We start from the raw sequence: 22,589 nt of genomic DNA on the forward strand, positions 1-22,589 counted from the left end.
AGGCACAATCTTTCCGATTTTTTACGGGCGGCATGCCGTCATGCGGGCTCTTGCGGAGCCTCGATGGCGGCTTCCAGTGCTTCATCCAGCGTCGGGTGGGCGAAGATGACGTTGCCCGCATCGTGCGCGGTCCAGCCAGTCGCCGTGCCGCTCCCTCCTGCAAGCACGGCTGCCAGCGTCACCAGGTGCGAAACGCCGTGGCCCACGGCGGTCACGCCCCGGATACGCCCGTCAACCCAGACGATCTTGATGAAACCTTGCGTCATTCCATACGCCTGCGCAATGGGATTGGCAATGAGCATAGAGCGTGAAACACGGGGGGAAAATCCCGCATTCTTCAACTCTTCCGCAGTAGGGCCAACCCGCATCGCCTCCAGATGACCGTAGATGCACGCGGGCATCACGCCTGCATCGTAGGGTGCCGCGGTGTCTCCGCAGGCGTGGCGCACGGCGTGACGGGCCTGGTGGTCCGCCGCGTGGGCCAGCAGGGTGCGGCCATTCACGTCGCCGATGGCGTATACGTGCGGTGCCGCACGCAGCCATGCATCGGTCTGCACCCAGCCGGGACCGCGCAGGGTTGCGCCCAGCGCCTCCAGCCCGATGCCGACGGACGCGGGACGGCGTCCCACGGCCAGCAAGGCCTTGCTGGCGGTCAGTTCCTCGCCGTCCTCGAAGCGCAGCACGGCGTGGCCGTCAACGGTAGCCAGCGAGGCCACCTTGCGACCGGTGTGGATGGTCCATCCCTCGCGCGCGTAAACCTTGCGCAGGGTGTCGCCCACTTCGGGATCCTCGGTGGGTGCCAGGCGGCCCATGCCTTCCACGATGGTGATGCGCGTGCCAAGGCGAGAGAAGAAGTCGGCCATTTCCAGGCCGATGGCACCGCCGCCCACCACGATCAGGCTTTCCGGCGCTTTGGTCACGTCAAGCAGCGCGGTGGAGTCGAGCACCGCCGCGCCGTCGGCGGCAAGGCCGGGAAAGCTGGCCGGAGTGGAGCCGGTGGCCACGATCAGGGTGCCCCAGCCAAGGCGGGTTTCCTGCGTGGTGCCGTCCGCCTGCGTGGCGACGACGGCCAGTTCGCCGTCCGCATCGCCCTGCCGTTCGCCCGTCACCCGGCCCTCGCCCGCATACACGGCGATGCCCGCCGCCTTCAGGCGCTTTTCCAGCGCCTGGCGGGTGCCCTTGACGTACCTGTCCTTGCGCTGTTGCAGGGCGGGCAGGTCGAAGGCGATGTGGCCGTCGGCGCCCTTCAGCTTCTTTTGCGTTTCCAGCAGCGGCAGGGCGGCGGTGGCCCCCAGCAGCAGCTTGGTGGGAATGCACCCCCGGTTCAGGCAGGTGCCGCCCAGGCCGTCGCGGTCCACAAGGGCCACGGAAAGCCCGCGCGCCGCAGCATCGAAGGCGGCCCGGCTTCCGCCGGGCCCTCCTCCGAGTATGATCATGTCGTAGCGGGTGCTAGGCGTCATCCGTCAGCACCATGTTGCGGGCCGCCGCCGTCTCGTCCAGCCTGCGCACCGGCGTGGTCACCGGGGCCGCGTGCAGGGCGTCGGGGTTCTGGGCCGCCGATTCCAGAATGGCGATGAGGTCGTCCGCGAATTCGTCGAGCGTCTGCCTGCTCTCGGTTTCCGTGGGCTCGAACATCATGCATTCCTTGACGATGAGCGGGAAGTAGATGGTGGGTGCGTGGTAGCCCTTGTCCAGCAGTGCCTTGGCCACGTCCAGCGCGCGGATGCCGCATTCGGCGTGGTTGCAGGCCGATGCCACGAACTCGTGCATGCAGATGCGGTCGTGGGGGATTTCCAGCACCTTTTCCAGCCGCTTGCGCAGGTAGTTGGCGTTGAGCACCGCGTATTCCGAAACGCGTTCCAGCCCTTCGCCGCCCAGGCGCAGGATGTAGGCATACGCCTTCAGCAGCACGCCGAAGTTGCCGTAGAACGGGGCCATGAAGCCGATGGACTTCGGATGGTCGTAGTTCAGGTAGTAGCGGCCATCGTGCAGCTTTTCCACCCGCGAGATGGGCAGGTACGGCACCAGCCGTTCGCTGACGCCCACCGGACCGGCACCGGGGCCGCCGCCGCCGTGCGGGGTGGCGAAGGTCTTGTGCAGGTTCAGGTGCACCACGTCAAAGCCCACGTCGCCCACGCGCATCTTGCCGAGAATGGCGTTCAGGTTGGCGCCGTCGTAGTAGAGCAGGGCGTCCACCGCGCGCAGCTTTTCGACGATGCGCGGCAGGTGGTTTTCGAACAGCCCCAAGGTGTTGGGGCAGGTCATCATCAGGGCGGCCACGTCGTCGTCCAGGGCGGCTTCCAGCGCGTCCGGGTCGACCATGCCGTCTTTCGATTCGATGTTCACCACCTCGTACCCGGCCAGTGCGGCGGATGCGGGGTTGGTGCCGTGGGCGGAGTCGGGGCAGATGACCTTGGTCTTACGGTTGCCCTTGTCCTTGTGGTAGGCGGCGATGAGCATGGCGCCGGTAAGCTCGCCGTGCGCGCCCGCCATGGGGTGCAGGGTGAACGCGCGCATGCCGGTGATTTCGCACAGCAGGCGCTCGGTTTCCCACATCACCTCAAGGGCGCCCTGGGTGTACTGGCCCGCGCCCTTCAACTGGGCCATCAGCGGGTGCAGCCGGGTAAAGCCGGGCAGGGCGGCCACCTGTTCGGTGAACTTGGGGTTGTACTTCATGGTGCACGAGCCGAGGGGGTAGAAATTGGAATCCACCCCGAAGTTCAGGCGCGACAACCGCGTGAAGTGGCGCACCACGTCCAGCTCGCCCAGTTCGGGCAGGGCGGGGCGGCTGGCGCGCAGCAGGTTTGCGGGCAGCATGTCTGCCGCATGCATCTTGGGCTGTGCGGGCAGGCAGGCGGTGCGGCCTGGGACGGATGCGGCGAAGGCGGTCTTCACAGGATACCTCCCAGCATTTCGGCCAGAATGCCGACCTGTTCGAAGCTGTTCTTTTCGGTGCAGGCCACCAGCAGCACGTCGTCCATGCCTGCGTAGTAGCGCCCCACGGGAAAGCCGGGCACGTAGCCGCGCGCGGTAAGCCTGTCCACCGCCTCGAAGGCGGGAATGGGCAGCCGCACGGCGAATTCGTTGCCGAAGGGGGCGGTGTTCAGCGGGCGCACCCCGGCGATGGCGGTAAGCCGTTCCATGGCGTAGCGGGCGCGTTCCATGGAAAGTTCCGCCGTGCGGATCAGGCCTTCCGGTCCCAGCAGGCACAGGTGCACCAGCGTGCGCAGGGCGCACAGGGCCTGGTTGGAGCAGATGTTGGACGTGGCTTTGGCGCGGCGGATGTGCTGTTCGCGCGCTTGCAGCGTCAGCACGTAGCCGGTGCGGCCTTCGGTGTCGTTGGTGCGGCCCACGATGCGGCCCGGCATCTGGCGCACCATGTCCTTGGTGCAGGTCATGATGCCCAGGTACGGCCCGCCGAAGCTCAGCGGCTGGCCCAGCGACTGGCCTTCGGCCACGGCGATGTCCGCGCCCATTTCGCCGGGCGTTTTCAGCACCGACTGCATGACCGGGTACACCGAAATGACCGAGGCGGCCTTCTGGCTCTTGGCATGCGCGAACAGGTCGGTGAAGTCTTCCACCACCCCGAAGAAGTTGGGGTTCTGCACCACCACGGCGGCGCAGCCGGTATCCACGGCGGCCTTCAGGGCGGCCATGTCCGACCTGCCGTCCACCTGCGGCACGGTGACCAGGTCGAGCGAGAGGTTGGACGTGTACGAGGCCAGCATGGTGCGCCAGATGGGGCTGACGGCCTCGTCGATGACCAGCTTGCGGCGCTTGGTGGCGCGCACGGCCATCATCATGGCTTCGAAGATGGCCGAGCCCCCGTCGTACACCGAGGCATTGGCGCAATCCATGTCCAGCAGGCGGCACACCGCCGTCTGGTATTCGAAGATGGCCTGCAGGGTGCCCTGCGAGGCTTCCGGCTGGTAGGGGGTGTAGGCGGTGTAGAATTCACCACGCGAGACCAGCGCATCGACGGCAGCCGGGATGTGGTGGCTGTAGAAGCCGCCGCCCAGAAAGCTGACCACGTCGGTGCGGTTGCGGGCGGCCATTTCTTCCATCTTGGCCAGCACCTGCATTTCGCTGAGGCCCAGGGGCAGCTCGAAGCTGCGCGGGCGCATCTCTGCCGGAATATCGACGAAAAGGTCCTCGATGCTCTGCACGCCGATGACGGAGAGCATTTCCCGGACCTCCTCTGGGGAGTGCGGGATGAACGGCATGGGCTGCTCCTTGCCGCTAGTGGGCTTCGCGCGCGACGACGGCTTCGTAGTCGGCGGCGGAGAGCAGGCCTTCGGGCGTGGCGGAAAGCTTCACGCGCACCATCCAGCCGTCGGTGTAGGGCGACTGGTTCACCAGTTCCGGCGCGCCGGACAGGGCGTCGTTGACGGCGCTGACGGTGCCGGCAAGGGGCGAGTACAGTTCGCTGGCGGCCTTCACCGATTCCACCGAACCCATTTCCTGGCCGGTGGCCAGGGTGTCGCCCACGGCGGGCAGGTCGACGAAGGTCAGGTCGCCCAGCTGTTCCTGGGCAAACTGGGTGATGCCGATGACGGCCTCGTCACCTTCGATGCGCACCCATTCGTGGGTATCGGTGTAGAGCAGGTCGGCGGGAATGGACATGTGTGCCTCCTGGAAGGGTTGGGCCTGTGGTGGTGGCCAATGGGGGTGAGTGGAATGCGCGGCGCGGGCGCGGCGGTCACGGCCCGGCTGCGGTGTGTGTGGCGCTGCCGCGAACAATGCGGGGCGCGGTCTGCCCCGGTACGGTGGCGCAGCCTGTCCCGGTGCGGGGTACGGCTGGTGCGGCGCTGCTCTTGCTGCGGTAACAAGGTGCACGCCGGACGCACCGGGAACACGGCGAGCGCGCGGTGCACCGGTAATAGCCGGACACGGCGCGACCCGCAAGTGCGCGACACATTGAAAAGGAGGAGTAGGCGTGCCTACTTTTCGGTCTTTTCCAGATGCACGCCGAGCTTTTCGATTTCGTCCAGCAGCAACTGGCGGCGGATGGGCTTTACGATGAAGCTGACGGCATCGCCCAGAAAGAAGGCGTCGTGCACTTCCTGCGAATCGTCCAGGCCGGAAATCATGATGACCTTCACGGCCTTTTCGGGGGCTACGCCCTCTTCTTTTTCGATTTCGCGGATTTCGCGCAGGGCCTGCTGCCCGTCTGCGTTGGGCATGAGGATGTCGAGGGTGACCACGTCGTAGGGTTCGCCGTCCTTGAGGGCGGAAGCAAAGGCCTGCACGCCTTCCTCGCCGTCGGTGGCGATGTCGACATACCCGTAGGGGTGAAGGATTTTCTGGACCAGTCTGCGGCTGTCGAAGTCGTCGTCAACGACCAGGAATTTCATCGGAACGTCCTTCTGCCTGCGCTCGTGGTGCGCCGTGGTTTTGCCGCCGGGCCTGCGTGGGGCGGCGGCCTGATGGATGCCCGGTACACGCGTTGCGGTCCGTAACGCGGATTGTATCGACGCACTCCGGCGTCGCCCCTCGGAATTGCTGACGAACATAGCCGTCAGCGGTGGTGCGGTCAATGAGCGTTAACGCGCTGAGATTTTTTCTGATGGGACGGCCGCGCGGGGGGCGTGATTGTCTATACACCTGCGGCGGCAAAGGCCCGGTCCACGATGTCCACGGCCTCTTGCTGGATGCGCTTCAGGTGGTCGGAACCCTTGAAGCTTTCCGTGTAGATCTTGTACATGTCCTCTGTGCCGGAGGGGCGCGCGGCAAACCAGCCGTCGTCGGTAATGACTTTCAGGCCTCCGATTGGCGCGCCGTTGCCGGGGGCCTTGGTCAGCATGGCGGTGATGGGCGCGCCCGCAAGTTCGGTGGCGGTCAGCACGTCGGGCGAAAGGTTCGCCAGCACGGCCCGGCGTTCCGCCCCGGCGGGCGATTGCAGGCGTTCGTACAGCGGCGCGCCGAACTGTTCCGTGAGCCTGGCGTACAGTTCCGCCGGGTCGCGGCCTTCCACGGCCATGATTTCCGCCGCCAGCAGGTTCAGCAGCAGGCCGTCCTTGTCGGTGGTCCACACCGTGCCGTCGCGCCGCAGGAAGGACGCCCCGGCGCTTTCTTCCCCGCCGAAGCCGCAACTGCCTTCCAGCACCGGTTGCACGAACCACTTGAAGCCCACGGGCACCTCCACCACCTTGCGGCCCAGCGATGCGGCCACCCGGTCCACCATGGAACTGGTGACCAGCGTCTTGCCCACGGCGCACTGCGGCGACCACTGCGGGCGGTGGCGGAACAGGTACCACACGGCCACGGCCAGGTAGTGGTTGGGGTTCATCAGGCCCGATGCTGTGACGATGCCGTGGCGGTCTGCGTCGGCGTCGTTGCCGAAGGCCACGTCGAACTTGTCGCGGAGATTGATCAGCCCGGCCATGGCCCACGGGGACGAGCAGTCCATGCGGATCTTGCCGTCCTTGTCCAGCGGCATGAACCGGAAGGTGGGGTCCACCGCGTCGTTCACCACGGTGATGTCGAGGCCGTAGGCTTCGGCAATGGGGTGCCAGTAGGCCAGCGACGAGCCGCCCAGCGGGTCTGCTCCCAGCTTCAGCCCGGCGGCCTTGATGGCGGGCATGTCCACCACCGAGGCAAGGTCGGCCACGTAGCCGCGCACGAAGTCGCGCTGGCTCACGCACGGGGCGGCCAGCGCATTGCGCAGGTGCATGCGGCGCACGGCGCGGTTGCCGTCATCCAGAAGTTCGTTGGCGCGGCGCTGAATCCACTTGGTGGCGTCGGTGTCTGCCGGGCCGCCGTGGGGCGGATTGTACTTGAAGCCGCCGTCTTCCGGGGGGTTGTGCGAGGGGGTGATGACGATGCCGTCACCAAGGCCCTGCGCGCGGCCCGCGTTCCAGGTGAGGATGGCGTGCGAAATGACCGGGGTGGGGGTGTAGCCGCCGCCCTGCTGGATGACCGTGGACACGCCGTTGGCGGCTAGTACTTCCAGCGCGGTGCGGTGGGCGGGTTCCGACAGGGCGTGGGTGTCCATGCCCAGAAACAGCGGGCCGGTTATGCCTGCCTGCGCGCGGTATTCGCACACCGACTGGGTGACGGCGAGGATGTGTTCCTCGTTGAAGCTGCCGGACAGCGCGCCGCCCCGGTGGCCGGAGGTGCCGAAGGACACGCGCCGCTCGGGCGCTGCGGTATCCGGATGCTCGGTATAGTAGGCGGCGACCAGTGCCGGAATGTCCACCAGTTGCGAAGCTTCGGGCCGCTGCCCGGCCTGTGGATGCGTTGCCATGGCGTGCTCCTGTCCTGACGGCGCGAAGTGTGCCGAAGTGTTTGGAGAATTTGTATACCGCCGGGGCAGGGGGAGCGCAAGGTGGGGGAGGAGTTATAATGAAGCAAGGCGAGGCAGGCTTGAGGTGTGAACATTTAAAAAGAGGAGGACGTGTACGGTGGCGCAGTATTGTCTTATGTGGGGTGGGGGGTGAGTGCTATAAAACGTTAGGGGAGCGTGCGTTATGGCTTGTAATCAAAGGGGAGGCCGCGTTCAAAACGATCTTTTGCTTGCTCAAAAGTGATTCCGAATGCACTCGAAATGTGTCGAAACATCTCTGGCATTGATCTGAAATATATTCCATTGTACTGGCAAGGCTTGCGTTTTGTCGAGGTGCTTCGTGGTGACACTGCCTGCTCTGGTGATTGTCCTTGTTTTAGACGATAACTTAATGTGGAGAGGGCAAGCCCAAAAAAGTTGGCAGCGTCTGATAATGTGCGGTGCCTCTCCGGAAGTAGTGCGGATTCGCGCGCCAATGCGGCAAGCTCTACATTCGCAAAAAAAAGACATAAGAAATGTACTGGTAAATATAACCAGGGGAAAGTCCGGGCGGATAGCCTCCACAACAAGCCACTGCCACACGCCTGATGCAAAAGGGAAGTATAATGAAATCCCAAGTAATTGCAGCGACCTCCGGCGCATTGCTTTTCATCATCCACCAATTCATCACCAACTTTCCCTTATTATACATAATCATGTTCAAGAAGAAAAACCTAATAACATTTTACCATGAATCAATAGAAAATTTTATTGAAAGAGAAAAAATCAACCGCCAGGATATCACATTTGCAGCGCCCCACTACAACAAATTCAGTTCATTTTATTTCTTAATTCAAATAAGCATTTCAAGCTTATCTACATTAGCAATATACATGGTATTTATTGAAAGCAACATGAAACATTTTCTTCCATTAACTATACTTATGACATCATCACTATTATACATGAGATATCAATACTCAGAAATGCATCAATTTCTAGTTGTTACATCTAAAAAAGTACACATCTTTGACACCTTTAATGTGCTCAAAAGAATAGATATCAGCACATCAGACATTACAAAAGTTGTTAACGCCAATAGCGTATGGCGCACTTTTGTGGAAATACACACAGCACGAGGAAAAATAAAAATAGCGTGCGAATTCCCAGATAGCGCCGAAGTGTGCAAAAATATTTCAAAATATCAGAAGTGCAATAATGTTTGAGGCAAAAAATGAACAACGCAACCACAATTGTTCAATGCGCTGGCCCACAAAAAGAACTTGGAACTGTTCTGGATGAACCGGAAAATCTGGGTGGTTTCCGGCAGGGTGGGGGAGTAATCCGCCGCCATTGCGAATATCTCGCGCACGCGCAGGTACATCCGGCGTTCGCTGGCCCGAATGTCGCGGATGCGATCAAGCAACTCGTCAAAGCGGTCCGGCACGGCTGATCCGGCAACGGGCGGGTTCTTCAACCGTTCGTCGTCCAGAGTGAAGCCCTTGACCAGATACTCCCGCAGCCGCTCCGTGGCCCAGTGGCGGAACTGGGTGCCGCGGGGCGAACGGACGCGCTAGCCCACGGCCAGTATGGCGTCGAGACTGTAGAACTTTACGCTGCGCCGAACCTGCCGCGCCCCCTCGGCCCGAACCTGTAAGTAACTCTTACAGGTTGCCTCGGGGGTAATTTCGCCCTCTGCGTACAGGGCCTTCAGGTGCAGGGTGATGTTTTGCGACGAGGTCTGGAACAACTCGGCCATCATTGCCTGGGAAAGCCAAAGCGTATCCTCGGCAAACCGGCAGTCCACACGGGTATGACCATCCTCGGCTTCGTAGAGCAAGAATTCACCCGGCAGTGGCGATTGAAGGTCGGTCATCCCTCCTCCTGTCGGCATCTTGCAAGGATGGCGGCTTGCGTCCGGTGGGGCTGTGGGGCATGGCCCGCGCCCCGGTCAGCTGTTCTCCGGGGCGTCAGGCCTGGCGATGCATGCGTTACACGTTGAACAGGAAGTGGACCACGTCGCCGTCCTTCATCACGTATTCCTTGCCTTCCACGCGCAGCACCCCGGCGGACCGGCAGGCCGCCTCGGTGCCGTGCTTCACGTAGTCGTCGTAGCCGATAACTTCGGCCCGGATGAAGCCGCGTTCGAAGTCGGTGTGGATCACGCCCGCGCAGGCCGGGGCCTTCCAGCCCTGCTGGATGGTCCAGGCGCGCACTTCCTTTTCGCCCACGGTAAAGTAGCTGGCCAGGCCCAGCGTGTGGTAGCCGGTGCGGATGATGCTGACGAGGCCGCTTTCCTTGATGCCGTAAGAAGCCAGCATCTCGGCCTGTTCCTCGTCGGAAAGACCCTGCAATTCTTCTTCGATCTTGGCGCAGATCACCACCATGTCGCAGCCGCGCTGCTCGGCCAGTTCGCGCACGCGGCGCACGTGGTCGTTGGTGCCGTCCAGGTTGGCCTCGTCCACGTTGGCGCAGTAGATGACCTTCTTGGCGGTGATCAGGCCCATTTCGCGCATGGCCTGCTTGAACAGGTCGTTGTCCTTGCCTTCAAAGGTGGAGGCCGGGTTACCCGCGTTCATGTGTTCCAGCAGACGGCCCAGTTCGTCGGACGCGGCCTTTGCGTCCTTGTCGAACTTGGACATCTTGGACAGGCGATCGTACCGCTTTTCGGCGGACTGGATGTCGGCCAGCAGAAGTTCGGTCTCTATGGTCTCTATGTCGCGGATGGGGTCGATGGCCCCGTCCACGTGGGTGATGTTCTCGTCGTCGAAGCAGCGCACCACTTCAAGAATGGCGGCGCATTCGCGGATGTTGGCCAGAAACTGGTTGCCCAGGCCTTCGCCCTTGCTGGCCCCGCGCACCAGCCCGGCAATGTCGATGAAGTCCACCGTGGCGCTGATGGTCTTCTGCGGCTTGGCCATTTCGGTCAGCTTGTCGATGCGCGCATCGGGCACGGCCACCGTGGCCTTGTTGGGTTCTATGGTGCAGAAGGGGTAGTTTGCCGCCTCGGCGTTCTGGGCCTTGGTCAGCGCGTTGAACAGGGTGGACTTGCCCACGTTGGGCAGCCCGACGATGCCTATGCTGAGAGCCATGTCTGTCTCCGGAAATTGCGATGATGGCGCGCGCGCCATATGCGGCGCGGGGCGCGGGTTGGGGGGCGGCGTGGCCGCCGGGGCTTCATAGCGTCTTTTGCGCTGTTTGGAAAGGGCGGGCGGGGATGGGGGCCAGCGGGGCAGTGAGCACGACGAATAGCGGAATGGTCGCGGGCGCGGTACGCACGGCCCGCGCGCTTGCTCGGCGTAGGCATGGGGCCGAGAGCAACCGGGGCACGTGCCAAGCGAGCCGGGGGATGCGGCGGGGGCACATCCCGCCCGTCAGCCGTGGCTTAGAACAAGGAAAATACAGAAATCGCCAGCAGCGCGCCCATCACCGCGTTGCACCAGCGCACCGCCACCGGGGAATGCAGCAGCCCGCGCAGGGCCGTGCCGCCCGCGCACCAGATGGCCACGGACGGGAAGGCCATCACCGCGAACACTGCCGTAAGCGCCAGCAGTTCAGGGGATACGCCGTGCAGGCCAAGCACGTTGGCGGCAAGGGGCGATTCCGACCCGCCATGCCCGGAAACGTAAGTGGTCACCCCGGCCACGGCGGCCAGCCACGCCTTGGGGTTCACCCACTGGAACAGCGCCCCTTCGATGAAGGTCATGGGGCGCGCGGCGTTGCGGCCTTTCGCGGCCTCGCCCGGCGTGGGCGGCGCGGCGGTGGCGATGCGCCACGACAGCCACAGCAGATAGGCGGACCCCACCCAGCGCAGCCAGTCGTGCAGTTGCGGCACGGCGGCGAAAATCCGGTCCATGCCGAGGCCCACGGAAATGATCATCAGCGGAAAGCCCAGCGAGATGCCCATCAGGTGGGGCATGGTGCGCCAGAAGCCGAAGGTGAGGCCCGACGACATGACCATGGTGTTGTTGGGGCCGGGGGTGACGCTCATGGCGATGGCATAGGTGCTCATGGCGGCCAGGGTCGCGAATTCCATGGAATGCTCCGGTGAGTGTGTCGCGCCGTTGTACAGGGCGCGGGGGCAAAGGGAAAGCGTTGGGCGGGGGCTGGAACACGGCAGAGCCGGGCGGCAGGGGGGGCGCGGCAGGTGCGAGCGGCAGAGGCTTGGTAGTGAGCGGGGACGCTGCTGTCGGAATCCGCGCGCTGCGGTCGCCATCCGTAATGATCGTGCTGCGCACTCTCATAACGGCTGCCGCCTTTTTCCGCCGGGCTGCGTTGACTGTCTTTTTTTGATGCTCACGTACATAAGTACAGCGCTGCTTTCGCCATCCGTAAGGTTCGCGCTACGCGCTCACCTAACGGCTGCCGATCTCCGCTCAAAAAAAGCCATCCGCCTTGCCCGGCGAAAAAACTCGTAATTCCTTGCATCGTCCCCGCACAGCCATCCGCGCCGGAAGACCTGCGCGGAGTATAAGGAAGCAAGGCTAAAAAAAGGAAGAGCAGCCTTGGACAGCGCCTCCTGCGGATACGAAAGCGCCGGGACATCCATGCGGATGCCCCGGCGCGGGAATGGCATTTTGCTGAGGGCGCTGTATTCCCTGCGCAGGGCAAAAGGACCCCTGCGCGATACAGGCTAGGGCAGCACGCGGACCGTGTACGCCCCCTCCACCTTCAGATACTTGCGGGCCAGCGCGCGCAGTGCCTCGGCGTCCAGCTTGGCCGCCTTGTCCACCACCTGCTTGTTGAAGGCCAGCGGGTACCCCTGCGATGTCAGCACCGCCGCCTCGGAGCTGCGGCTGCCAAGGCGCTGGTGTTCGCGGTAGTAGTCGCCTTCCAGCTGGTTCTTGCCGCGCCGCAGTTCGTCGTCGGGCAGGCGGTCGGCGTGCAGGCGGGCGATGACGTCCTTGAAGCCCTGCGTGGCCTGTTCCAGCTTGCCCGGCTCGGTGCCGATGTAGAAGATCATGAACCCGGCCTTTTCCGACTGCCAGTTCATGGCGGTGACGGTGTAGCCAAGGCCCTGCTCGTCGCGCAGGTCGCGGAACAGCAGGCCGCTCTGGCCGGACAGGATGGCCTGCATCAGCTCAAGGCCGGGGGTGTCGTCGCTTTTCAGCGGCGCGGTGGGGAATACCAGCATCAGGTGGGCCTGGTTGCGGCCCGGCAGGTGCAGGTCCAGCCCCTTGTCCTTGTTCCAGTCGGGCGCGGACAGGCTGGCGGGCTTGGCGTCGGGCGCGGGCAGTTCCTTGGCGTGGCGGATGACCGCCTCGCGGTCGTACTGGCCGCACACGGCCATCACCCACGGCTGGCGAACCTGCTGCGCCCAGAAGCCGCGCACGTCGGCCACGCCGAACTGCTGCACCGCCTCGGGCATGCCCAGATGATAGTAACCGTACGTGTGCCCGGGGAACAGGAAGGGCGTCAGATGGCGGAAGGCCAGACCCATGGGCTGGTCCTCGCGCGCCTTGATGGCGGCCACCTGGTTCACCCGTTCGCGCGCCACTTCCGCGTCGGCAAAGGCGGGCGCGGTCAGCACTTGGCCCAGCAGGGCGAACATGTCGTCATTGAAGCGCGAAGGCTGTCGTAGCGCCAGGCTGAAGGTCTGCCGCCCGGCGGATGCGCCCAGGCTGGCGGCGCGGTCGGACTGGTAGGCTTCCATGGACGGGGCGTCCAGCCCGTCCGCGATGCCGGCGGCTTTCGCCCCGGCGGCCTGCGGCGTGGGCAGGGTGCCCTTTACCAGCGCGCTGGCGACCAGCGATGCCAAGCCCTGCTTGCTTTCGGGCAGCAGCGCGTTGCCGCCGCTGAACACCATGTCCACCGCCGTGTAGGGCAGGGTGGCGTCCGGCATGAGGATGAGCGTGCGGCCCTTGCCAAGGTCGATGACCTCGGTCTTGTCGGCCACGGCGGCGGATGCGGCGTCGGACCCGGCGCGGGCCGGGGCGGGCCAGGTCTTGGCCAGCGTGGCGGCAAGGTCGGGCGTCTGCGATTTTTCCGGCGTCAGGGCCACCACGGAAAGCCGTTCGGGCCGCAGCCAGCGGCTGATCAGGTCTTGCAGGGTGGCGGGGGTGACGTCGTGCAGGCCGCGCAGGTAGTTGGTTTCACCCTGCAGGCCGGTGAAGAACTGGAAATAGCCAAGCTTGGAGGCAAGGCCGGGCAGGGTTTCCTTGGCCCGGAACATGTCGTCCTCGAGGTTCAGCTTGGCGCGCTCGATGTCCTCTGCCGTGAAGCGGCTGGCGGACAGCGAAGCCAGGTCCGCCGTCAGGGCGGTCCAGAAGGCGTCCAGCTTGTCGGCGTCCAGTTCTGCCGTCAGGTACAGCATGCCCACGCGCTCGAAGCTGTAGTTGGACAGGGAGATGGAATCCACCAGCTGCTTCTCGTACTTGTAGGTGCGGTACAGCAGCGAGGTGCGGTCGCCGCCCAGCAGGTGGGCCAGCACGTCGAGCTGGGGCGACTGCACGTCGCCGAAGCCGGGCGCCGGGAAGGAAATGCCCAGGTACACCTTGTTCCACGGGCCGGGTTCGATCTTGACCGTAGGCACCGGCGACGCAGGCGCGGGGGCCGCGCCAGTGGCGGGCTTGGCGGCCTTTTCCGTTTTGGCGGGCTTGGCGGCCTTGTCGGATTTGGCCGATGCGGGGGCGGCAGCCTTGCCACCGTCGGCCTTTCCGCCGTCGATGAGGGTCAGCGGCTGGGCCAGCAGTTTTTCCGCGTCGATGGGCGCGGGCGGGGTGACCGAGGCGTCGTTCTTCAGGTCGCCGAACAGGCGCTGCGCCTCGGCCAGCGCCTCCGCCGGGTTCACGTTGCCCACCACGGCCAGCAGCATGGACTGCGGCTGGTAGTGCCTGCGGATGTAGTCGCGGATGTCATCCGCCGTGAACGACTTGATGGTCTCGCGCAGGCCGATGATGGGCGATGCGTAGGGCGTGCCGTTCAGGGTCAGGGCCTGCATGTGCTGGAACAGCCGGTTGTCGGGGCTGTCCTCGCCGCGTTGCAGTTCGGCCAGGATGACGTCCTTTTCGGATTCAAGCTCGGCGGGGTCCAGCGTGGGGTGGAAGGCCATGTCCTTCAGCACCTCCATGCCCAGCTTCCATTGCGCGGCGGGCATGTCGGTAAGGTACACGGTATAGTCGAAGCTGGTGGCGGCGTTCAGGTAGCCGCCCGCGCGCTCCACGTCGCGGGCCACGGCGCCCTTGGGGCGGTTTTCCGTGCCCTTGAAAACCATGTGCTCCAGCACGTGGCTTATGCCTGCCTCGCGCGGGGTTTCGTAGGTGGAGCCGGCGTGCACGTACAGGCGCAGCGAGGCCAGCGGAAAACGCTCGTCCGGCTGGATGAGCACCGTCAGGCCGTTGGAAAGGCGGGTCAGCTGCGGGGCCGGGGCTGCGGGAGTGGCGGCCGTTGCTGCGGTCGGCATCGTCAGGGCTCCGAGGAGAAGAAACAGGGTGAGAATGGTGCGCATTGCGAATGTCTCCGATGCGCCGCGCGGGGCGGCGTGCGCTGTGTCGTACCGGCGGCCGGTGATGGCCGGAAAACGTGCGGCGCGGCCCTTGCAGGGCAGGGCATGGCCGCGGGCCGGGGGCGTCGGTCTGCCGACGCCGCGAACAAGGCCGCGTGCGCGGGCCTTGCATGGCGGGGCCGACAGGTACATGTAATCGTTTCCCGGCGCAAGGCAAGGTGGCGGCGGAAGACAAAACGGCGCTTTGTTGCTACTTTCCGCGGGGGAAAGCCGCGCGAAAGGGCGCTTGCGGGCGGCATGTCCGCACGCCGCAGCCCTGCGGAAAAAGCATCGGCGCGGCCTGCCCGATGCTGCCCCGCCCGGCGCAATCTGGACCGACGTTCCGCATAATCATGTTTCCGGTACGCTGGCAGGCGTACAGACCACAAGGCAATGCAACGACTTCTCAAGCAATATCGCAACGACGTGGGCAACGTGCTGGCCGAGGCCGACGTGCACCTGCTGGAACTGGAAGTGGCCGGAGAACGGACCGACCCGGAACTGCTGGGACGTCTGTCGCGCCTTGTGCACGGCCTGCGGGGCTCGGCGGGCCTGCTGGGGCTGGGGGGCGCCTGCCGCATGGCCCGCCTGCTTGAGGCGGCCTTCGAACTGGCGCGCGACGGATCATTGCCGCTTTCCGCGCCTGTCGTATCCGCGCTGGAAGGGTGCATGCGGTCGCTGGCCGAGCTTTCCGGCGTTGTGGAGACGGAGGAAGGCGCCGGTGACCCCGCCGAGGATTCTCCCCCCGATGTAGTCGGTGGTGCCCAGATTGGCCAGGTCGCCCAGATTGCCGAGGTCGCCCCTGTCACCCCTGTCACGCCTGTCACCCCTGTCGCCGGGCCGTATTCGGCGGTGTGCGTTTCCGGCGATCCCTACGTGCCGGATCAGGAAGATTCGCCCGCCGGACAGGCGCTGTTGCGCCTGGTGGCCCTGCTGGACGAGGCGCTGCCCGAGTCGCTGCGGGTGCCCGCGCACGAGTTGCTGCCGATCTGCAATCCCGACGGGCATTGCCTGTTCGACCTGCACGGCATCGACGTATTGCGCGCACGGCGCGACGGGCTGCACCTGTACGTGGTGGAGTTTGGCGGTTCCGACGATCTGTTGCGCAAGGACCTGAGCCCGCTGGGGCTGCTGGCCTTCCTGCGCAAGAGCGGTCTGGTGCTTGACGCGCGTTTCGTGCCCGGGCCGGACGGCGCGGAGCCGGGAATGCGCGGTTGCGGACTGCATGTGCTGTACGCGTCGATCCTGGAACCGGACCTTGTGAACACGGTATTTCAGGTGGAATCGGCCAGAGTGCACCCCATCGACGTGGAAGGGGTGCGGCGCGGCGAGCCGGGCTGGCAGCGCGCGCCGGAGCGCAGCGCCACCATGGCGGTGATGGCCGCGCACAAGACCCCCGACGCCGACAGCATCGACGAACTGATGCGCCAGTATGATACGGCCATGCGGAAACTGCGGGAGGATACCATGAGCAACGGCACGGACGACGAAAGCAGGTTTTCCGGTACGGTGGTGGACCCCGATGCCGAGGAACGCAGGCTGGCGGAACTGGAGGCGGAACTTGCCGCCGGCATGGACGCCCTGACCCTTGACGATGACGGGGACGGAGAAGGCGACAACGACCCCTCGCGGCGTGCCTTGGCCTCGCTGATCGGCGGCATGGTGGGGGATGATGCGACTGCGGACGGTGCGGCGATGGGCGTTGCAGCTGATGACGTCGACGCCGATCTGTTCGCCGATGCCGATGGCGGGCCAGAGACAGGCGAGATTTTCGATCGATCCGGGCCGGAGGGCGTTTCGTCGGGGCGGCTCGAAGCCGGGCATCCCGGCGTTGAGGTAAGCATGGGGGCGCGCATGGCGGACGAGGCTGCTTCCGCAGAGTCCCTCGCCTTTGCCGCCGCCGCCGATCCCGATGCCGATCCCGATGCCGACCTGTTTGCCGACAGCGGCGACGCCCCCGACCTTTCGTACCTGGATGCCGTACTGGCCGAGCGGCCTGCCAACGGCGTGGCCCTTGATCTTTCCGCCGGGGCCGCCAGCCGCACCGTGGCCGGGTTTACCGTGCGCGCCGCCGATGGGGATCCTTCATCCCTGGGCGGCGCAAAGGGCGTGCTGGTGCTGTCCGGCGAGGTGACCATCGAACGCGGGGCTGACCTGCGCGAGGCGCTGCTGGACGTGCTGGGGAGCTTTGCGACGGTGCGCATTGATCTGTCCGGGGTCACCGCGGCGGACCTGACCCTGGTGCAACTGCTGCAATCGGCTGCCGTCACCGCGCGGGCTCGCGGGGTGGACCTGGCGGCCACCGGGCTGGTGTCCGAAGCCGTGGCCGAGGCGGCCCGCCGCACCGGGCTGGACGTTCCGGGCATCCGCCGCGTGGGGCTGGAAAAATTGTTGCTGGCCGAGGGGGTGTAGCCCCGACGGCACTGCCTTCCGCATTCCGTCATGCACTGCGAAACGGCGCGCTCCCTTGGGGGAACGCGCCGTTTTTTCGTGGCGTGGAACAGTGCGCAGCAGCGCCTCGCGCCGCCGCGTGGTGCGGCTGGGCATCAGGAAGGGACGCTTGGGCGTGACAGGCGGAGCGCAGATGACAGCCGGAAGGAGCCCGGAAGGGGCCGGATGGGAACCTGGCAGAGTGCGGAAGAAGGCGAAACGGAGAGCGCGCGGATATCCGTGCAGCGGCAGGGGGAACTATCGTTTATCGGACGGACAGACTGCCCCATGGCGTCGGCTGGCCGGGCCGTCAGGCCGCGCAGGCAGCCACGGGGCCGTCACAGTAATAGTTGATGAACTGGCCGACCTGCACGCCCAGGTGCACGCATTCGATGCCATCCAGACACCTGGCGGCATCGGCAGCGTTGATGTGCGTCCACAATTCGTTGCCGTTCTTGTGCAGGCGAATGATCCAGGCGTCCTTGCCGTCGTCGAAGCTGACATGCAGGGCAATCCCGTGCCTGTCCAGCGCCGGATGAATCTCGCGGATCTTGTCCGAGAGGATGGTGGCGGTGATGTTCATGGTAGCCTCCCGGCGGTTGTGCCCGCCTGAGATAATGATAGTGCTGCTTCAGGCGTTGGCAATCATCTCTCATGCGGGTCAACCAGAATCTTTCCGACGTCCGTTGATACAGGGTTTATGATCGACATTTCCGATCGAATGTCGCTGGAAACGGTTTTCCAAAAGAAACAGGGCCGCCCCCTGATGGAGGCAGCCCTGCAAGGCATGCAATCTTGCTGCGGGTTATGCGCGCGCCACCCCGTCAAAGCGCTGGGACATCTTGAGCAGATGCACCTCGTGGATTTCGGCTTGCGGGGTCACGGCGCGGGCCAGCGAGAGTGGCGACACGTACAGTTCGGTCCAGTCCATGTCCAGCAGCACACTGCCGTCGTCGCGCACCTCGATGGACCGGAACAGGGGGCGGATGTCGGTGGTGCGCGGGCCCTTCTTAGTTTCGCGCGTCCATTCCAGCGCGGGCGCGGCGGCAAAGTCGCGCCAGGCTTGCATGAACGTGGCGCGGCGATCATCACCCGCGCCGTAGCGCAGTTCGAAGGTTTCTCCGGCGGGCTGCGGCGCGGTGTTGCGTCCCACGGGCAGTTCCTCCACAAAGGTCACCCGCATGCCGCGCGGCAGGCCGCCATCCAGGGCGCGGCGCACCTCGTCGGCAGTACGGTATTCGCGCAGGTACACGGCCAGCCATTCCGCCCGGCTGGCCACGCCCACGGGCAGGGCCCGGCCAAACGAGAGCAGCGGCAGGGGATGGAACCCGCGCGAGAACGCCGGGGGCAGCCCGGCCCGGCGCAGGGCGCGCTCGAACAGCGATTGCAGTTCAAGCTGGCTGAGGAACACCGCCATGTCTTCCTTGGTGTACCAGATGCGGTAGTGGCCTGCCTTCAGGGCCAGTTCGTCCGAAATCTGCGGCGGCTTGTCCGTCTTTTCCGGCATGCGCACCCGGCCATGCTCGTCCAGGGTGGGCTGGTGGGCCTGCTGGTCGCGCTGGGGCAGGTTGGTGCGGTTAGCGTAGGCGGTGACGCCGGGCAACTTGTCCAGACGGGACGGGGACGACTTGGTGTCGCACACCCCGCACAGGTGGCAGGCGCCGTAGCGGCAGTCGCCCGTCAGCTTCATGTCCAGCGCGCGGTGGCGTTCGCGCAGCAGGAATTCGCGGCTGGCCCCGGAATCCAGGTGGTCCCAGGGCAGCGGTTCGTCCTCGCCGCGCTCGCGGGTGTAGTCCGAGGCGGCAAGGCCGTGTTCGGCCATGGCGTCCAACCACGGGGCAAGATCGAAACCTTCGATCCAGCTGCTGAAAATGGCGCCCTTGCGGTAGGCGCTTTCCACCACGTCGGCCAGCCGCCTGTCCCCGCGCGAAAAGATGCCCTCCAGCGCGCTCATGGAGGCTTCGTGCCAGCGCATCTTCAGGCATTTCTCGCCCTTGAAGCGCGAAAGCAGGTAGCCGATGCGCTCGCGGATTTCTTCATGTGACAGTTGACGTTCCCATTGGAACGGGGTGTGCGGCTTGGGCACGAAGGGCGAGATGGCCGCGGTCACCTGCAGGCGGCGGATGCCCGGACCGGCGGCGTCGCGCACCTTGCGGCACAGGTCCACGATGGCGTCGAGGTCCTCGCGCGTTTCGGTGGGCAGGCCGATCATGAAATACAGCTTCACCTGCTGCCAGCCGTGCTCGAACAGCTTCTGCACGTGCAGCAGCAGTCCTTCCTCGGTGACGCCCTTGTTGATCACGTCGCGCAGGCGCTGGCTGCCCGCCTCGGGCGCCAGGGTGGCCCCGGTGCGGCGGATGCCCGCCATGCGGCGCATGATCTCGTCGTCGATGGACCCCACCCGCAGGGACGGCAGCGAAACCGCCACCTGCTCCTGGGCGCAGCGGTCCACCGTGGACAGGAACAGCTGCTTGAGCGCGGAAAAGTCGCCCGTGCTCAGGGAAAGGAAGGACACGTCGTCGTAGCCGGTCTGGCTCAGGCATTCTTCAAGCAACGCATGAAGGTTGTCCGTGGAGCGTTCGCGCGCCGGGCGATAGATGATGCCCGCCTGGCAGAACCGGCAGCCGCGCGTGCAGCCCCGGCCTATTTCCAGCGCCAGCCGGTTGTGCACCGCGCCGAAGGGCACGGTCTGGCTGGCCGGGTAGCGGGCGGTGTCCATGTCGGCCACCACGCGCCGGGCCACGCGGGTGTAGCCCGTGTCATTGACTGACGAGGGTGCCGACGTGGGTGCTGGCGAGGGCAGGAGCAGGGGGCGCGGCGGGGTGCCCGGCACGTTGCGGGCCGTATCCGGCGGCACGGAGCCTTCGAAGAACTCCGGCACATACACGCCGGGAATGCGCCGGGCGTCGTCCAGAAAGCGGGACCGGGAGTGCCCGGCGGCGCGGGCGGCGGTCAGCAGGTCCACCAGTTCGGCCATCACCTCTTCGCCTTCGCCCAGCACCATCAGGTCCATGAACGGGGCCAGCGGTTCCGCCGCCAGGGTGCAGCCGCCGCCAGCCATGACCACCGGCCACGCGGTGAGCGAATCGGCCGTGGCGCGTTCCGCCGCGCGCAGGGGAATGCCTGCAAGGTCAAGCATGTACAGCACGTTGGAATAGCATAGCTCGTGCGTGATGCTGAACCCCACAAGGTGGGTGGCCGCCAGCGGGGTGTCCGATTCCAGCGTGGCCAGCGGCACGCCGCGCTCGCGCAGTACCGCGCCCGCATCGCGGCAAGGCGTGAACACCCGCTCGGCCCACACGTCGGGCCGCTCGTTCAGGATGGCGTACAGGATCTTCTGCCCAAGGTAGGACATGCCCACCTCGTACATGTCGGGAAATGCCAGCGCCACGCGCAGGGTGGAGGCGTCGGGCGTCTTGTGGACGGTACCTTCCTCGATGCCGATGTAGCGGCTGGGCTTGGGCAGCAGGGGCAGAAGTTCGCGCATGGTTCCTGATGGGGATGAAGGGTGCGGGCGGGGCGGGTGCGCCGCCGGTCATGAAGGCGGAAAGGCGGACAAGCAGACACGCGGCAAGAAGACAGGGGGAAACGGCCTGAAGGCGACATGAAAAGGGGGCGGCAACGCCGCCCCCTGAAACATGCCGGACCGGTACACACCCCCGACCTGATGCCCGCGCGGCACCCCGTGAGGCGGTCGGGCGTCCGGCGCGAACGTGCTGGCGGGGCCGGACCTACTTCTTCAGCAGGTCGGAAATGCCGGTGATCTTGCCACCCGCCGGGCCCTTGGCCAGGTTCAGGTTGCCCAGCCCGCCGCCAAGGCCGCCGGTGGACAGCGTGAGGTTGGACGTGGCTTCGAGGTACTTGGTCTTCAGTTCCTCGGGGCAGGCCTTGTATTCGTAGATGACGTGGACGCGGCTGATGACGCCGTCAAAGCCCTGCTCGAAGGGATAGCCGTACGGCAGCAGCATCATCTGCACGCCCTGCTGGGTGGGCACGGTCTGCAACGCGGCCACGTCCTTGAGCGAGTTGGAGGCTTCGTCGAACTTGCCGAGCACCAGTTCGCCGTTCACGAGCTTCACCAGTCTGATATCGTAGGCCATCGGGGGTGTCTCCTTGGTGGTTGGTTCCCGGCATAGGTAGGGGCTGGAACTGGCGCTGTCAAGCAACGGTGCGCCGTTGCGGCGGCGTCATCGGCCCGCTTCCGGCGGCAGCAGCCGCAGGGGGATGATGGAGACCAGCGCCAGCAGCCCCAGCAGGGCAAACCCGGTCCCGAAGCCCAGGGTCTGGCCCACCAGCCCCAGCAGGGCCGGGGCCGCGCCCGTGCCCAGCAGCGACGAGGCGGGCGTGGCGATGCACAGCACCGTGGGCTGGTACCCGGCGGGCCAGCAGCGGGCCAGTTCCTTGAAGATGGCGGGAAAGATGAACGCGGTCATGGCGCCCTGCACGGTCATGCCCGCCATGACCACGGTGGCGGACGGCACGGCCATGGCCAGCAGGGCGATGCCGGTCAGCGCGAGGCACGCGGCGATGGTGCGGCGCGCGCCCATGCGGTCGGCCACCCAGCCCCCGGCCAGCGCGGCAAAGGGCGTGATCACGCGCGATGCCGCCAGCAGGCCGTTGGCCGTGGAGGGCGCAAGGCCCATGCCGTCCACAAGGTGCAGGGGCAGCACGCTGAACACGGCGTACTCCCCGGCCACGCCCACGGCCAGCAGCCACGCGAACAGCCACGTCAGGGGCGAGCGCAGCACCCCGGTGAACCCGCGTACGGAGGGCGGTTCCGCCAGGGTGCGCCCGCCGCGCCCCACCCATGCGAACACGATGCCCGTCAGCAGGCTGGCCACGCCCACGGCCAGCAGCACGCCCCGCCAGTCTGTGACGCGCAACCCCGCCTCGGCCAGTAGTGGCACGGCCACGAAGCTGAGGTTGGGCCCCAGTTCGTGGATGGACACGGCCTTGCCCCAGTCGCGCTGGCGGGCCAGGGTGCCCAGCGTGGCCATGCCCGCCGGAAAGTACAGCCCCGCCGCCAGCCCCATGAGCACGAACATGTAGCGCGCCGTGGCGTGGTCGCGCACGACGGCCATGCCCATGAGCACCGCGCCGGTGGCCATGCACGAAAAGGCCGCCATGCGCCGGGGCGTCACCCGGCTGAGCAGGAAGGCGCTGGCCGCAAGGCTGGCGGTGAAGCCGCAGGCCATCAGGAACAGCAGTCGGGTGGCCTGGGCGTGGTCCAGCCCCAGGTCCGCCTCTATGGAAAGCAGCAGCGGGGCAAGCATGGCCCGCGAACCGTAATTGACGAAGAACAGCAGGCCCACCAGCCCCACCCACGGCAGGGCGGCGGCAAAGGCGGGTGCGGTGTCCGCCTGCATGGCGGACGGCGCAGCGGGCGGGGTGGTGTCGGCGGTCATGGTTGTG

General features: G+C 65.7%; 16 protein-coding genes and 1 pseudogene. 2 read left to right on the forward strand and 15 right to left on the reverse strand.

Translation table 11 applies throughout. The features are described 5' to 3' along the window. Positions 1-38: 38 nt before the first annotated feature. The 6 genes from K6142_RS06070 to pgm form a co-directional block, all read right to left on the reverse strand. The gene (locus K6142_RS06070; protein WP_190243889.1) at positions 39-1,460 is read right to left on the reverse strand and encodes a dihydrolipoyl dehydrogenase family protein; all 1,422 of its coding nucleotides are present in this window, start codon (positions 1,458-1,460) and stop codon (positions 39-41) included. Next, positions 1,450-2,895: an aminomethyl-transferring glycine dehydrogenase subunit GcvPB gene (gene gcvPB / locus K6142_RS06075; RefSeq protein WP_190243888.1), complete on the reverse strand. Its 1,446-nt coding sequence runs from the start codon at positions 2,893-2,895 to the stop codon at positions 1,450-1,452. The genes K6142_RS06070 and gcvPB overlap by 11 nt, the downstream gene beginning before the upstream one ends. Continuing rightward, a complete protein-coding gene (gcvPA, locus tag K6142_RS06080) occupies positions 2,892-4,223 on the reverse strand; it encodes an aminomethyl-transferring glycine dehydrogenase subunit GcvPA (protein WP_190243887.1) in 1,332 nt (443 codons plus the stop codon). Before gcvPA ends, gcvPB begins: the two co-directional genes overlap by 4 nt. Positions 4,224-4,239: 16 nt before the next feature. Beyond that, complete coding sequence (gene gcvH, locus K6142_RS06085; RefSeq protein WP_012611378.1) at positions 4,240-4,623, reverse strand: glycine cleavage system protein GcvH; 384 nt, start codon at positions 4,621-4,623, stop codon at positions 4,240-4,242. A gap of 317 nt (positions 4,624-4,940) precedes the next feature. Further along, on the reverse strand, positions 4,941-5,354 hold the full coding sequence (locus K6142_RS06090; protein ID WP_012611379.1) for a response regulator: 414 nt from the start codon (positions 5,352-5,354) through the stop codon (positions 4,941-4,943). Between the two features lie 242 nt (positions 5,355-5,596). Further along, positions 5,597-7,246, reverse strand: a complete 1,650-nt coding sequence (gene pgm / locus K6142_RS06095; protein ID WP_190243886.1) for a phosphoglucomutase (alpha-D-glucose-1,6-bisphosphate-dependent) — start codon at positions 7,244-7,246, stop codon at positions 5,597-5,599. Positions 7,247-7,890: 644 nt separating this feature from the next. On the opposite strand from pgm, the gene K6142_RS06100 reads away from it, so the two are divergent. Beyond that, positions 7,891-8,490: a hypothetical protein gene (locus tag K6142_RS06100; protein ID WP_223380770.1), complete on the forward strand. Its 600-nt coding sequence runs from the start codon at positions 7,891-7,893 to the stop codon at positions 8,488-8,490. On the opposite strand, the pseudogene rhuM reads toward K6142_RS06100, so the two are convergent. The 5 genes and pseudogenes from rhuM to K6142_RS06125 form a co-directional block, all read right to left on the reverse strand. After that, positions 8,469-8,825 (reverse strand): annotated as a pseudogene (rhuM, locus tag K6142_RS06105) (RhuM family protein); the annotation flags it as partial. The gene K6142_RS06100 and the pseudogene rhuM sit on opposite strands and share 22 nt — an antisense overlap. Positions 8,826-8,837: 12 nt before the next feature. Next, entirely contained in the window at positions 8,838-9,140 is a 303-nt protein-coding gene (locus K6142_RS06110; RefSeq protein ID WP_223290239.1) for a hypothetical protein, read from the reverse strand. A 115-nt stretch (positions 9,141-9,255) separates the two neighbouring features. Next, positions 9,256-10,356 carry a redox-regulated ATPase YchF gene (gene ychF / locus K6142_RS06115; RefSeq protein ID WP_012611385.1) on the reverse strand — a complete coding sequence of 367 codons (1,101 nt, stop codon included), beginning with the start codon at positions 10,354-10,356 and terminating at the stop codon, positions 9,256-9,258. Between the two features lie 293 nt (positions 10,357-10,649). After that, positions 10,650-11,300, reverse strand: coding sequence for a LysE family translocator (locus tag K6142_RS06120; protein WP_190243884.1), 651 nt, complete (start codon positions 11,298-11,300; stop codon positions 10,650-10,652). A gap of 597 nt (positions 11,301-11,897) precedes the next feature. Beyond that, positions 11,898-14,666: a M16 family metallopeptidase gene (locus tag K6142_RS06125; RefSeq protein WP_223290238.1), complete on the reverse strand. Its 2,769-nt coding sequence runs from the start codon at positions 14,664-14,666 to the stop codon at positions 11,898-11,900. Between the two features lie 474 nt (positions 14,667-15,140). On the opposite strand from K6142_RS06125, the gene K6142_RS06130 reads away from it, so the two are divergent. Further along, entirely contained in the window at positions 15,141-17,159 is a 2,019-nt protein-coding gene (locus K6142_RS06130; RefSeq protein ID WP_190243882.1) for an STAS domain-containing protein, read from the forward strand. Positions 17,160-17,487: 328 nt separating this feature from the next. Here K6142_RS06130 and K6142_RS06135 read toward each other — a convergent pair whose 3' ends face one another. The 4 genes from K6142_RS06135 to K6142_RS06150 form a co-directional block, all read right to left on the reverse strand. Then, entirely contained in the window at positions 17,488-17,760 is a 273-nt protein-coding gene (locus K6142_RS06135; protein ID WP_190243881.1) for a hypothetical protein, read from the reverse strand. A 222-nt stretch (positions 17,761-17,982) separates the two neighbouring features. Then, a complete protein-coding gene (locus K6142_RS06140) occupies positions 17,983-20,664 on the reverse strand; it encodes a TIGR03960 family B12-binding radical SAM protein (RefSeq protein ID WP_190243880.1) in 2,682 nt (893 codons plus the stop codon). Positions 20,665-20,908: 244 nt separating this feature from the next. Beyond that, positions 20,909-21,277: a hypothetical protein gene (locus K6142_RS06145; protein ID WP_012611391.1), complete on the reverse strand. Its 369-nt coding sequence runs from the start codon at positions 21,275-21,277 to the stop codon at positions 20,909-20,911. Positions 21,278-21,364: 87 nt separating this feature from the next. Continuing rightward, positions 21,365-22,582 carry an MFS transporter gene (locus K6142_RS06150; RefSeq protein WP_190243879.1) on the reverse strand — a complete coding sequence of 406 codons (1,218 nt, stop codon included), beginning with the start codon at positions 22,580-22,582 and terminating at the stop codon, positions 21,365-21,367. Positions 22,583-22,589: the final 7 nt, after the last annotated feature.

Origin of the sequence: Nitratidesulfovibrio sp. SRB-5, assembly GCF_019931275.1 — a bacterium.
Lineage (GTDB): Bacteria > Desulfobacterota > Desulfovibrionia > Desulfovibrionales > Desulfovibrionaceae > Cupidesulfovibrio.

What these genes read in the sequence shown, in the direction of transcription:
- K6142_RS06070 (WP_190243889.1), bottom strand. Translation starts at nt 1,460, where the DNA reads ATGACGCCTAGCACCCGCTACGACATGATCATACTCGGAGGAGGGCCC.
- gcvPA (WP_190243887.1), bottom strand. Translation starts at nt 4,223, where the DNA reads ATGCCGTTCATCCCGCACTCCCCAGAGGAGGTCCGGGAAATGCTCTCC.
- gcvH (WP_012611378.1), bottom strand. Translation starts at nt 4,623, where the DNA reads ATGTCCATTCCCGCCGACCTGCTCTACACCGATACCCACGAATGGGTG.
- K6142_RS06090 (WP_012611379.1), bottom strand. Translation starts at nt 5,354, where the DNA reads ATGAAATTCCTGGTCGTTGACGACGACTTCGACAGCCGCAGACTGGTC.
- pgm (WP_190243886.1), bottom strand. Translation starts at nt 7,246, where the DNA reads ATGGCAACGCATCCACAGGCCGGGCAGCGGCCCGAAGCTTCGCAACTG.
- K6142_RS06100 (WP_223380770.1), top strand. Translation starts at nt 7,891, where the DNA reads ATGAAATCCCAAGTAATTGCAGCGACCTCCGGCGCATTGCTTTTCATC.
- K6142_RS06110 (WP_223290239.1), bottom strand. Translation starts at nt 9,140, where the DNA reads ATGACCGACCTTCAATCGCCACTGCCGGGTGAATTCTTGCTCTACGAA.
- ychF (WP_012611385.1), bottom strand. Translation starts at nt 10,356, where the DNA reads ATGGCTCTCAGCATAGGCATCGTCGGGCTGCCCAACGTGGGCAAGTCC.
- K6142_RS06120 (WP_190243884.1), bottom strand. Translation starts at nt 11,300, where the DNA reads ATGGAATTCGCGACCCTGGCCGCCATGAGCACCTATGCCATCGCCATG.
- K6142_RS06125 (WP_223290238.1), bottom strand. Translation starts at nt 14,666, where the DNA reads ATGCCGACCGCAGCAACGGCCGCCACTCCCGCAGCCCCGGCCCCGCAG.
- K6142_RS06130 (WP_190243882.1), top strand. Translation starts at nt 15,141, where the DNA reads ATGCAACGACTTCTCAAGCAATATCGCAACGACGTGGGCAACGTGCTG.
- K6142_RS06135 (WP_190243881.1), bottom strand. Translation starts at nt 17,760, where the DNA reads ATGAACATCACCGCCACCATCCTCTCGGACAAGATCCGCGAGATTCAT.
- K6142_RS06140 (WP_190243880.1), bottom strand. Translation starts at nt 20,664, where the DNA reads ATGCGCGAACTTCTGCCCCTGCTGCCCAAGCCCAGCCGCTACATCGGC.
- K6142_RS06145 (WP_012611391.1), bottom strand. Translation starts at nt 21,277, where the DNA reads ATGGCCTACGATATCAGACTGGTGAAGCTCGTGAACGGCGAACTGGTG.
- K6142_RS06150 (WP_190243879.1), bottom strand. Translation starts at nt 22,582, where the DNA reads ATGACCGCCGACACCACCCCGCCCGCTGCGCCGTCCGCCATGCAGGCG.